Annotated in this window: 12 protein-coding genes; all 12 read right to left on the reverse strand. The window is 42.9% G+C overall.

What is annotated here, in order from left to right:
• Positions 1-12: 12 nt before the first annotated feature.
• Complete coding sequence (gene pknB, locus QUF94_RS18920) at positions 13-2,043, reverse strand: Stk1 family PASTA domain-containing Ser/Thr kinase (RefSeq protein WP_289317197.1); 2,031 nt, start codon at positions 2,041-2,043, stop codon at positions 13-15.
• A 5-nt stretch (positions 2,044-2,048) separates the two neighbouring features.
• On the reverse strand, positions 2,049-2,798 hold the full coding sequence (locus tag QUF94_RS18925) for a Stp1/IreP family PP2C-type Ser/Thr phosphatase (protein WP_289317198.1): 750 nt from the start codon (positions 2,796-2,798) through the stop codon (positions 2,049-2,051).
• Between the two features lie 4 nt (positions 2,799-2,802).
• The gene (gene rlmN / locus QUF94_RS18930; RefSeq protein WP_289317199.1) at positions 2,803-3,897 is read right to left on the reverse strand and encodes a dual-specificity RNA methyltransferase RlmN; all 1,095 of its coding nucleotides are present in this window, start codon (positions 3,895-3,897) and stop codon (positions 2,803-2,805) included.
• A complete protein-coding gene (gene rsmB, locus QUF94_RS18935; RefSeq protein WP_289317200.1) occupies positions 3,897-5,249 on the reverse strand; it encodes a 16S rRNA (cytosine(967)-C(5))-methyltransferase RsmB in 1,353 nt (450 codons plus the stop codon). Before rsmB ends, rlmN begins: the two co-directional genes overlap by 1 nt.
• A complete protein-coding gene (gene fmt / locus QUF94_RS18940; RefSeq protein WP_289317201.1) occupies positions 5,236-6,195 on the reverse strand; it encodes a methionyl-tRNA formyltransferase in 960 nt (319 codons plus the stop codon). Before fmt ends, rsmB begins: the two co-directional genes overlap by 14 nt.
• Positions 6,192-6,677 (reverse strand): peptide deformylase, encoded by a 486-nt coding sequence (def, locus tag QUF94_RS18945; RefSeq protein WP_289317202.1) that lies wholly within the window; start codon positions 6,675-6,677, stop codon positions 6,192-6,194. Before def ends, fmt begins: the two co-directional genes overlap by 4 nt.
• Before the next feature lie 95 nt (positions 6,678-6,772).
• On the reverse strand, positions 6,773-9,184 hold the full coding sequence (priA, locus tag QUF94_RS18950) for a primosomal protein N' (protein ID WP_289317203.1): 2,412 nt from the start codon (positions 9,182-9,184) through the stop codon (positions 6,773-6,775).
• Between the two features lie 6 nt (positions 9,185-9,190).
• Positions 9,191-10,399: a bifunctional phosphopantothenoylcysteine decarboxylase/phosphopantothenate--cysteine ligase CoaBC gene (gene coaBC, locus QUF94_RS18955; RefSeq protein WP_289317204.1), complete on the reverse strand. Its 1,209-nt coding sequence runs from the start codon at positions 10,397-10,399 to the stop codon at positions 9,191-9,193.
• A 262-nt stretch (positions 10,400-10,661) separates the two neighbouring features.
• A complete protein-coding gene (gene rpoZ, locus QUF94_RS18960) occupies positions 10,662-10,868 on the reverse strand; it encodes a DNA-directed RNA polymerase subunit omega (RefSeq protein WP_101224607.1) in 207 nt (68 codons plus the stop codon).
• 3 nt (positions 10,869-10,871) lie between these two features.
• Positions 10,872-11,486, reverse strand: coding sequence for a guanylate kinase (gene gmk, locus QUF94_RS18965; RefSeq protein WP_034313809.1), 615 nt, complete (start codon positions 11,484-11,486; stop codon positions 10,872-10,874).
• Between the two features lie 10 nt (positions 11,487-11,496).
• Complete coding sequence (gene remA / locus QUF94_RS18970) at positions 11,497-11,760, reverse strand: extracellular matrix/biofilm regulator RemA (RefSeq protein ID WP_034313813.1); 264 nt, start codon at positions 11,758-11,760, stop codon at positions 11,497-11,499.
• 54 nt (positions 11,761-11,814) lie between these two features.
• Positions 11,815-12,690, reverse strand: coding sequence for a YicC/YloC family endoribonuclease (locus QUF94_RS18975; protein ID WP_289317205.1), 876 nt, complete (start codon positions 12,688-12,690; stop codon positions 11,815-11,817).
• Positions 12,691-12,746 lie beyond the last annotated feature (56 nt).

A 12,746-nucleotide genomic window follows, 5' to 3' on the forward strand; every position in this document is an offset into this window, starting at 1 on the left:
TAATTATTAAATTTATTCTGGATAAGAGACGGCTTGGTCGATGATGACCTGATTGTCACGCATGACTTTATATCCTGCTTTCTTATCTGGGGAAACCGTTAATTCGATCGTTCGCTTGGCATCCTCCACGATAAAGAATGATTCTTTAGGCTCCGTCATGCTATTCTTGATATCCTCTATGAAGATTTGGATCTTTTGCGCTTTGCCTGGTTCAACCGGATCATACTCGATTTTGATTTCCTCCGTCACGTTCTTAGGAGGAATCTCTTCTTTCCCTTTCGAAATGACCACTTTCACCGTACTGCCCTTTTCCACCTTCGTAGTAGGTTCTGGAGACTGGGAAATGACAAGCCCCTCTGCAACGGAATCGTCGTAAACTTCTTCTTCCACATCGATCTTTATTCCACTTTCACTGGAATAATCATTAAGGCCAGCTTCATTGAACCCTGTTAAGTTCTTCAAGCTCAATAGGTCTTCCCCTTTACTTACCGTTAGCTCAAGCTCCGTTTCGGATGGTACGATTTCAGTGGCACCAGAAGGCGTTTGTTCTATGATCGTACCGGCAGCACTGTCATCATATTTTTCGGTCACGCTTATGTTTTTGAAACCCATTTTATCAAGCAGGGATTTAACATCTGAGTAATCCCGTCCTTCATAGCTGGACAATGAAATCGTTTCTTTACCAATGCTTTGATAAATATCGATTTCTGCGCCTGCCTTGACCGTCTTACCTTCTTTTGGATTGGTTTTGATCACAAGGCTCGCTTCAACCTCTTCATCTTCAATCTCAATCGTGTCTCCGATGACCAAATCCAATTCAAGCAATTCAGTAATGGCATCATCCAATTCTTTCCCTTTAAGGTCAGGGATCGTCACTTCCTTGGAAACAAACAAAGATGGTAATAAAAGAGATGTACCAGCAATCAGGGCCAGAACTAAAAAGGTGGTCACCAAAATGGCAGGCATTTTCTTTCGTTCTTTATCTTTTTGTTTCGACTTCGTTTTTTGTTTTTTCTGTTTCTTCTGTTTCTTCTGTTTCTTTTTCGATTTACTCTCTACTTCTGATTCACTTTCCCCATCATCCGAATAGACTAAAGTATTTTTTTCAGGACCCCTTATGATTGTCTCATCGATGCTTGAAAGCTGATCATCCGTGATGACGGGGATGGCTTTTGTTGCATCATGATCTTCAGGAATCGCAAAAGGTAGTTCATTCGAACGCTCAGGATTAAGTGACGTCCGCATGTCATCTTCCATTGAGTCTACGCTCTCGTAGCGGTAATATGAATCTTTGGCTGTCGCTTTCAAGATAATATTTTCCACACTCTGAGGTATTTCAGGGTTCCAGCGTTTTGGCGAAGGAGTTTCCGATTGTAAATGTTTAAGAGCTATCGAAACGGCTGATTCACCCGAAAAAGGCAATCTCCCCGTCAGCAATTCAAACATGACGATGCCAAGTGAATAAATGTCCGATTTCTTATTGGCCATCCCGCCTCTGGCCTGTTCCGGAGATAAATAATGAACTGACCCTAGGACTGCATTAGTCTGAGTTATGTTCGTTGCACTTAGGGCCAGTGCAATTCCAAAGTCTGTAATCTTGACGGTTCCTTCTTTATCAATCAGAATGTTCTGTGGCTTGATGTCACGATGGATGATCCCATTATGATGGGCATGAGAAATTGCTGCCGTGATTTGCTTCATGATATCCAATGCTTCATCAACTGGAATTGGAAAATATTTTTGTATGTATTGCTTAAGTGTAAAACCGTCCACGTATTCCATTACAATATAATAGATGGAATCTTCTTCACCAACATCATAAATACTTACGATATTGGGATGGGCCAAACTGGTTGCCGATTGAGCTTCCCGATTGAAGCGCTTGATGAACTCTTCGTCATTATTAAAGTCCATGCGAAGGATTTTCAGTGCAACATCCCTATCTAAAATCATATCCCTTGCAAGGTAAACATTCGCCATACCGCCGCCACCGACCATCTGGATCAGTTTATAACGGCCGTTGATTCTTCTACCAATCAACATTCAATTCACCTGCTTTCACTTTCTTCAGTAAATTGAACAAGCACAAGGGTGATATTATCTTCCCCACCGTAGTGATTGGCCTTATCTATTAATGAAATTGCCTTTTCTTCAAGTGGCTGCCCATTGGTTACCGTTTCTTCAAGTTCCTGTTCATTCACTTTATTCGTCAAACCATCCGAACAAAGCAATAGTAAATCATTTTCTTCGAAGATGACCGTCGTAATGTCCATTTCAACTTGCATTTCTGTCCCCAAGGCTCGTAATAAAACATTTTTTCGTGGGTGGTTCTCAGCATCTTCCTTCGAAATCTGCCCAGAACGGACCAATTCATTAACAAGTGAATGATCTTCCGTGACCTGCTTAAAACCGCTCTCATTATACAAATAACATCGGCTGTCCCCGATGTTGGCAATGGTAGCAAACTTATCGGTGCAAATGGCAGCAACAATCGTGGTCCCCATGCCCTTACATTCCGTATTCGCTTCGGCATGTTCAAAAAGCAACTGATTGACCAAGAAGATTTGCTGTTTCAGCCAATCCTCGGCATCATTTGCCGTATCGATCCCGCGGGACACTTCCCAGCTCTTTTTCAAAAGGTCTATCGTCATTGCACTGGCTACATCCCCGGCACGGTGGCCGCCCATGCCATCTGCAACGATGGCAAGGCGAACGCCTTCCGAGTTCTTAAAAATTCCGCCATTATCTTCATTATGCTGGCGGACTTTTCCACGGTCTGTTTTAAATATTGCCCTCATAGGATCACCTCGTCTCTTCTTTGCGCTCCTTGGCCCGAAGCTGGCCGCAGGCTGCGTCAATATCACTGCCTTGTTCCCTACGGATCGTTACATTAATGCCGCGCTTTTTCAATGTTTTTTCAAACTCAAAAATTTGGTCCCGAGGTGTACGTACATAGTTGCGTTCAGGTACATAGTTAACCGGTATTAAGTTGACATGGCATTTTATCCCGGTTATCAAATCCGCTAATTCTTCGGCGTGTTCCACTGTATCATTTTCGCCGCCGAATAGACCATATTCAAAACTTACACGGCGCCCTGTTTTTTCTGTATAGTATTTGATGGCTTCAATCAGGTCTGGCAGTTTGTAGGCCTTGTTGATTGGCATCAATTTACTTCTCAATTCCGTGTTCGGTGCATGAAGGGAAACAGCAAAGTTGATTTGCATGCTTTCTTCTGCAAACTTATAGATTTTAGGAATGATTCCACTTGTGGAAACCGTAATATGACGTGCCCCGATGTTCAAGCCCTTTTCATGATTTATATTCTTTAAGAATGACATCATATTATCGTAGTTATCGAACGGTTCACCGATTCCCATGATAACGACAGAACTAACACGTTCTTCCACTTCGTCAAGTGCTTGCTGAACTTTAACGACCTGGGCAACAATTTCCCCCGATTCAAGATTTCGCTTTAATCCGCCAAGTGTTGACGCACAGAATGTACAGCCAATTCTGCAGCCTACCTGTGTCGTCACACAAATGGAGTTTCCGTATTCATGGCGCATCAGCACCGTTTCAATCGAATACCCATCATGGAGTTCAAATAAAAACTTCATGGTTCCGTCATTGGACGTTTGCTGAATCAAAGTTTTCAATGTAGTGAAGGTGAATTGTGATTCCAGCTTATCCCGTAAAGATTTCGAAAGGTTGGACATATCTTCAAAACTGGAAACACGCTTTTTATAAAGCCAGTCATATACTTGATCGGCCCGGAATGCCTTCTCGCCATTTTCAATGAGCCATTCTTTAATTTGGTGTAGCTCCAATGAATAGATCGATGGTTTTTCTGGTGTTGTGTCTTTTTTTACTCTTGATGATTTAGTGATTTCTGCCATTACAGCACCTTCTTTCTAAAACTCGCAATAAAGAATCCGTCACTGCTAAAATATTGCGGAAAAACTTGCAGCGTATGACCCTCGATAAATGGCTGAACGCTTTCAGGCATTCTTGTAGACAAGGTTGCATCGCTTTCAAAATCAGGATGGCTTTCCAAAAATGCTGCAGCGACTTGGTCATTTTCTTCTTTATCCACCGTACAGGTACTATATACTAATCGTCCGCCTTGCTTTACGAGCGGGGCAGCCGCTTCCAATAATTGTTTTTGTATGCTTGAGAGTTTCATTATATCATCTTTTGTTTTTGTATACTTAACATCAGGCTTCCGGCGCATGACTCCCAATCCGGAACATGGTGCATCGATCAGGACCCTGTCAAACCCTTCCTTATTAAAGTGTTCTTGCACTTTTCTGCTATCGAGGGCCATTGTCTTAATATTGTTTCTGAGTTTCAGGCGCTCCGCCTGCTCTTTAATGAGCTTGACCTTATGTTCATGAAGGTCAAGTGCATATACTTGTCCAGTGGTCAAGCCTTCTGCGATATGTGTCGTTTTCCCTCCGGGTGCAGCACAGCAATCGAGTACAGCATCATTTTCATTTGCACCTAATGCATGGGCGACAAGCATCGAACTTTCATCCTGAATCGATAAATATCCCAATTTATAGCTTTCTGAATGAGCAAGATTGCCTTTATAGCTGACGATTGCTTCGGGAACGACTTCACTCGCTTCAACATCATATCCTTCTTCCGTTAATATGCTGATTATTTCACTGCGTGAAATCTTCTTTAAATTTACCCGTCCCGTCTGTAATGGTGCAGTTAAGTTGATTTCACACATTTCCTTGGTTTTTTCATAACCAAATTGCTCTACCCAACGCTTGACCAACCAAATTGGATGACTTACTTCGATGGAAAGCCGTTCCAGATCATCTTTGATATCATCAACGGAAGGAACACCATTTCTTTGAATATTACGAAGCACGCCATTGACCATTGAAGATGTACCCTTATGTCCACGCTTTTTGGAAATTTCAACAGCCTCGAAAATGATTGCATGATCGGGCACTTTATCTAAATAGACCATTTGATAAATGGAAAGTCTAAGTAAATTGATTACCCAGCTTTGCGTTTTTTTAGGTTGTTTAATATACGGGTTCAAATAGTAATCCAAAGTCATCTTCCGCTGTATGGTACCGTAGCTTATTTCTGTAAGTAAACCGCTGTCCACACCGGATAACTGGTGCTTGTTAATCAAGTTGTTCAGTAATAGGTTGCTGTAGGATTGGTTTTTCTCTACAGATTCCAAGATATCGAGAGCGATTTCACGTACTCCCTTTTTAGTTTGCTTCATTCTGTTCTCCTAACTTCATGCCTGCTTTAATGAACGACCCGGCTCCGCGCAAGTAATCTTTCGCCGGCATTTTTTTCTTTCCCGAAGGCTGCAGTTCAGTAACTAGTATAGCCGTCTCATTACCTGTCGAAACGATGAAACCATCATTTTGCACATCAATTATCGTGCCCGGTACGGCCAGATTGCCATCTTCCAGTTTCTTTGCCTGCCAAATTTTTAAAATGGATCCGTCCAAGGTTGTATACGCAACAGGCCAAGGATTCAGGCCACGTACATGGTTATAGATGTCTTCTCCTGATTTCGACCAGTCGATTTTTTCCTCCGACCGTTTAATGTTAGGCGCAAAAGTCGCTTGATCCTCATCTTGCTTGATCGCCTGTAACTCCTGATTTAAAAGTTTCGGCAATGTCTCTGCAAGTAAGTCGGACCCTACCTTGCTCAATTTATCATGCAGTGTACCGACATTATCTTCTTCCCCTATGGCAACTTCGGCCTGAGTCAATATATCCCCGGCATCCAATTTCTCCGCCATATACATGATGGTTATTCCAGTTTTTTCTTTCCCCTGTAAAATGGAATAATGGATGGGCGCCCCTCCACGCAGTTCAGGAAGAAGGGAGGCATGTACATTAATGCATCCGTACTTAGGTGCATCCAACAATTCATTCGGAAGGATTTGCCCGAAAGCCGCCGTCACCACTAAATCAGGATTCAATGCAATGATCTTTTCAAGCTCTTCTTTTTCACGGATTTTTTCGGGCTGATAAACGGGAATCCCCTGCTTTTCGGCTTCGACCTTAACTGGCGGCGGCGTTAGCACCTTTTTGCGGCCAACTGGACGATCGGGCTGTGTGACGACAGCAATCACGTCATACCCTTCATCAATGATTCTTTTCAATACCGGCACTGAAAAGTCCGGTGTTCCCATAAAGATGATTTTTGTCATTCTTCTTCAAACCTTTCTAACTCTTCTTCCGAAATATAGCGGGAAACCTTACTTGTGAATAAAACTCCTTGCAAATGATCGATTTCGTGCTGAAGGGCCCTTGCGAGGAAATCTTCCGCTTCTATTTCGAAAAAAGATCCTTTTCGGTCTTGCGCACGGACTTTGACGCGGTATGGCCGCGATACTTCACCATATAAACTCGGGAAGCTCAAGCATCCTTCAACACCCGTCTGTTCGCCTTCCACTTCCAGCACTTCTGGATTAATCAGTTCGATTGCACCTGATCCTTCCTCTATTTCGACGACGGCCACTTGCTTTTTCACGCCAACCTGAGGTGCTGCAAGCCCAACGCCATCCGCCTCCACCATCGTTTCGTACATGTTATTTAACAGCTTTGCCAATTTCTTATCAAAACTTGTTATTTTATCGCATTTTTGTTGTAAAATTTTTTCAGGAAACAAGACAATCGGTAAAATAGCCAAAATTAAAGGTAACCTCCTAGATATGAAAAACAACACTTCATTATATAAAAACGCAAGCTTGAACAGCTCGCGGTAATCATCCATCGCTTAAACAATTACATCATGATCTGTGGATTTAAATCTATTGAAATCTGCAGATGATTTTGAGCCGTTTCTTTTTGATAATGCTCTAAAAGTGTACGTAAATGCTGATTAAGGTCCGGCTCTCGTCTGTATTTTATCAGACATTGATAACGATATCTATTGTTGATTCGACTAATGGGTGAAGCAACCGGACCGAGAACGATAGAATCCCGATTCAATCGTGAGCCTAAATAATTGGTGATTTTTTCAGTGACACTCACCGTCTTCATTAAGTCTTCATGTGAAACGGTTATAAGGACAACGTAATAATATGGAGGGTAATGACTTTGCCTGCGCAGATGCATCTCCCGTTCATAAAAAGCATCATAATCCTGCAAGGCAGAAAGCTCGATGCTGTAGTGCTCAGGCGTATAGGTTTGGATGACCACTTCTCCCGGAAGCTGATGACGTCCTGCCCTTCCGCTGACCTGTGTCAGCAGCTGGAATGTCTTTTCCGAAGAACGAAAATCAGGCAGATGGAGCATCGTATCCGCTGAAAGGACTCCAACAAGTGTGATATTAGGAAAATCAAGGCCCTTGGCAATCATTTGAGTGCCTAGCAATATATCGGCCTTCCCTTCACCAAAGGCATTCAGCAACCGCTCATGTGAACCCTTCTTACTCGTCGTGTCGACATCCATTCGTATTACCCGTGCATCAGGGAGGATTTTCGCAAGCTCCTCTTCAACCTTTTGAGTGCCTGTACCGAAGAACCTTATATGTTCACTTTCGCATTCTGGGCAAACGGAAGGCATTCCCTCTTCAAACCCACAATAATGGCATTTCATTATATCATTAAAGCGATGATAGGTGAGTGAAATGTCACAATTAGGGCAGTTGATGACCAATCCACAGCTTCGACACATCACAAAGGAAGAATGTCCCCGTTTATTTAGCATCAAGACGGTTTGCTCCCCCTTCTCAAGCCGGTCTGTCAGCTTGGTGAAGAGCAGCTCCGAAAACATGGAACGATTCCCGGTTCTTAGTTCTTCCCTCATATCTACAATATCGACTGCTGGCAATGCATTTTTATTCATCCTCTGGCTAAGGGTCAGTAATTTATAAACGTTTTTCTTGGCTCGCGCAAAAGATTCAAGTGTCGGAGTGGCGCTACCAAGTATAACCGGACACTTATATGATTTTGCTCTTTCAATTGCAACGTCCCTGGCATGGTACCTTGGCGTTTCTTCTTGCTTATAACTGGATTCGTGCTCTTCATCAATGATGACCAGTCCCAAGTTTTCAAACGGAGCGAATACGGCTGAACGTGCGCCCACCACCACTTTTACCTCTTTACGGTGAATTTTCCGCCATTCATCATATTTTTCACCTACGGATAAACCGCTATGCATGACAGCAACCTGCTCCCCGAATCGTTCCTTGAACCTCTTCACCGTTTGTGGCGTCAAGGAGATTTCAGGTACCAGCATGATGGCTTCCTTCCCTTTTTCAATGACAGAGGCAATTGCCTGCAGATACACTTCCGTCTTCCCGCTGCCGGTTACACCATATAAAAGGAAAACATCATGTTCATCATGATGTATTTTCTCATGGATGGGCTTCAAGGCAGCCCCTTGTTCATCCGTTAAAGTAAAGGGATTGGATTTTTCGAACACACGGTTCTCATAAGGGTCACGGTATATTTCCTGATCCATTTCCGCCAAGGCCCCTTTTGACACTAGGGCTTTGACCGTACCGCTTGATGTATTGATCAATTCAAGCAATTCTTTTAACGGAACGGGCTCTTGATGTTCTATAAAGTATTGAAGGAGTTCCTGCTGTTTTTTTGCATGGCTGGAAATGGACGACGCCATTTCTGTCAGTTCCTTAGAGGAAAGCAAAGATTTAATGACACGGACGGTCTTCTTGTTAAGACGGTTTTTCACATTATACACGAGCTCTAGATTGCCATTTTGTATTTCCTTTTGAAAAAGGGAGGCATTCTCCCCTTCAATCACTTCTTTCCAAGATATTGAATCGTTCTTTCCGAAAAGATTTTGAATGAAGGGCGGGAGCTGATTCTTTTTATCTTCTATGACATTGATCACTTTTTCATACTTCGCTTTCATCGCTGCCGGAAGCATGGCCTGAAGCGCTGAAATTTTAAAACACATGGCCTCTTTGGTCAACCAGTCACCAAGCTTAAGTAATTCATCATTAAGGATGGGCTCCAAATCCATTGGTTCTTTTATATAGCGTAATTTCGCAAAGTCGCTTTCAGCTTTTAAACCGGTGATGAATCCCTGCACCATTCTTGGACCGAATGGCACGATGACTCGCATGCCGGGCTTAATGACTTGGTTCCACTTTTCAGGTATGCGATAGTCAAATTCTCGATCCGTTTGTTTAGCAGGTACATCCACGATGACGGATGCAATATCCATAAGACATCATTCCTTTTGCATGCGAGATACTTCTGCCAGGATACTTTTAGCTATATCCGCTTTACTCATTTTTGGAAGTTCGGTAGCACTTCCATCTTTATCGTAAATGGTCACGATGTTTGTATCCGTTCCAAACCCTGCCCCTGCGATGGTAACATTATTGGCAACGATCATATCTGCATTCTTTTTCACTAATTTCCCTCTTGCGTATTCTTCAACGTTGTTGGTTTCCGCCGCAAATCCCACCAAGATCTGATGGGTTTTATTTTCACCGAGTTCCTTAAGGATATCCTTTGTCCGTTCAAATTCAATCACATTTTCCCCTGGCTGCTTTTTCATCTTTTGAGCATGATAAATCTTCGGTTTATAATCCGCCACCGCAGCCGTCATGATTACGACGTCACTGGTATCGAACTGATTGAATACCTCATCGTACATATCTGCTGCCGATTCCACAGGTATTACTCTAGCCTTGGAAGGTGGCGTCAAATTCACTGGGCCAGTAATCAATGTCACCTCAGCGCCCATTTCAATTGCCTGTTCAGCTAGGGCATAGCCCATTTTTCCGCTGGAATGATTCGTCACGTAACGCACCGGATCAATTGCTTCACGAGTCGGTCCTGCCGTTATCAAATATTTCTTTCCCTTAAGTGGCTGAGGCCGTGATTTCCGTTCACCGAAATAAAGATTGAGCTGTTCGACAATTGTTTCCGGTTCCTCCAATCGTCCCTTCCCTACATAACCGCAAGCCAAATACCCTTCACCCGGTTCAATGAATTGATATCCGAACGTACGAAGTGTCTCCATGTTTTTCTGAACCGCTGGGTGGGCGTACATATGGACGTTCATTGCCGGCGCTACCCAAACTGGTGCCTCCGTTGCCAGAAGTGTGGTCGTGATCATATCATCCGCGATGCCATTGGCTACCTTGCCAATGACATTCGCTGTAGCTGGAGCCAAAAGAATGATGTCAGCCCAATCAGCCAAGTCGATGTGGGCAATGACTGAAGAATCCTTCTCATCAAATGTATCTGTGTACACATCATTTCTCGAAAGTGCTTGAAAAGTGAGCGGCGTCACGAACTTACGTGCCGATTCACTCATGATCACTTTAACATGCGCTCCTTCCTGAGTTAATTTACTTGTCAGGGCAGCAGCCTTATATACAGCAATCCCGCCGGTGACACAAAGAAGTACTTTTTTATCGATAAGCATGCAAATTTCCCCTAACTATACATTCTATTTTTATCAATTATGAAGCATAACAGAAGAAATTTCATTTGAAATGCGCAATAAATATATGGATTTCCTTAAACAATCCATCTCTTTCCCCGCTAGATCAATTCTTCCGTTACTTTTGAAAATCAAAACAAACAGGCCTGACACCTTGGCCGCAGGAAGGAAGCAACTTTCCAAATGTAACGCATCCTGTTTGCTTTAGGGTGTCAGGCCCGATAGGTCAAGCTTATGTGTTCTCTTAGTTTTCTTCGTAAGAATTATCGTAAGTCAATTTACCTGAATGAATTTCTTCAAGGGCACGACCTACGGATTTATGGGAGACCGGTTTGGTTATAAGGCAATTATCTTTAATTTGCATTTCCCTGGCACGTTTAGCTGCCACTGATACAAGCGAGTATTTTGAATCGATTTTAAGTAATAGTGAATCAATTGATGGATATAACATAGTTTATTCCGCCTCCAACATTTTTTTATATAAAACAGCAACTCTTTCCCGACGGCAATGCTCGGCAATCACAATTGCATTAATTCTAGCACATGCGGCATCCACATGATCATTTTCTACAACATAATCATAAAGATCCATAAGTTCTATTTCTTCCTTGGCCACTTTCATCCGACCTTTTATCGCTTCCTCCGTCTCGGTGCCACGAGTAACGATGCGGCTTTCAAGCTCAGTCAAGCTTGGAGGAGCAAGGAAAATGAAAAGTCCTTCAGGGAATTTCTCCCTGACCTGTTTAGCTCCTTGAACTTCAATTTCCAGAAATACATCTTTTCCGGAATCAATTGTTTCACGGACATAATCCACCGGTGTTCCATAATAATTACCGACGAACTCAGCATATTCCAGCAATTTTCCTTCTTCGATCAGTGCTTCGAATTCCTCGCGTTTTTTGAAGAAATAATCCACTCCGTCCACTTCTCCATGGCGAGGCAGCCGTGTCGTCATCGAAATTGAATATTCAAATGCCGTTCCAGGCTGGGAAAAAATCGCCTTCCTTACTGTTCCTTTACCAACACCGGATGGACCGGACAAAACGATTAATAAACCTTTTTCTCTCATATTGTTTCAGTTACCCCTCTTCTACGCTGTCATCTCTATCTTGAAGCCGTGCGGCAACCGTTTCCGGTTGAACGGCAGATAAGATGACATGGTCGCTGTCTGTAATTATAACGGCCCTAGTTCTTCTACCATATGTAGCATCTATTAAGGATCCGCGGTCTCGGGCGTCTTGGATAATCCTTTTAATCGGAGCCGATTCAGGGCTCACGATGGATACGATCCGGTTTGCGGAAACGATATTCCCAAAACCAATATTAATGAGCTTAATTGACATTTTTGTCCCCCATTCATATTCTATTGTCACCTTGTTAGGTTCATCATAAACCGACTACTCGATATTTTGAACCTGTTCCTTTAATTTTTCAAGCAGACTTTTCATTTCCACCACTTCTTTGGTAATGGCCGAATCATTTGCCTTTGATCCAATCGTATTGACTTCCCTGTTCATTTCCTGAACCAGGAAGTCGAGTTTTCTTCCAATTGGTTCACTATGGGTAAGCGTCCTTGAAAATTGCTGTATATGGCTTTCGAGTCTGGTCAGTTCTTCATTTATATCACATTTATCAGCAAAAATGGCCGCTTCCGTCACGATACGGCTATCTTCAATCAATCCTTCCGTCAACTCGGCTAGCTTGATTTCCAACCGGGCTTTATATTTCCCGACGACTGAAGGTGCATAGTTTTTGACTCCTGCAACAATCTCACCAAACTTTTCAAGCTGGTGTTTCATGTCCAAGGCCAGTTCCTGACCTTCCAGAGTCCGCATTTTTTTCAGATTTTCCAATGCCCCCGTAACAGCCTTCAATAACAGGGATTCCAAATCTACCGGAACCGCAGGTACTTCTTCCGTCACGAAAATCGACTCAAGTTGCAGCATATCCTGTAATGTAAAGGAACTTTCCAGATTGTATTTTCCCTTGACTTCATCCATCAAACCCACATATTGATCAGCAAGATCCCAATCGATCTTCACCTTTTTGGAAACCAGGCTCTCACCTTCCACAGTAATGAAGATTTCCACCCGTCCCCTTCTTATGTATTGATTCGCCTTTTTCTTCACCTTTTCTTCCAAAACCAAAAGCTGGCGCGGCATTCGAATCGTATATTCACAAAAACGATGGTTCACTGTCTTAATTTCGGCAAAAACCTTGACGTGTTCGTTTTCCGCTTCTTCTCTTCCATAGCCCGTCATACTGGTAACCATGGTTCCACATCCTATCAAACATAATGTAGTAATTTGACGTTTACATTCATTTATAT

The sequence above is a fragment of the Peribacillus sp. NJ4 genome (assembly GCF_030348345.1).
Classification (GTDB): domain Bacteria; phylum Bacillota; class Bacilli; order Bacillales; family DSM-1321; genus Peribacillus.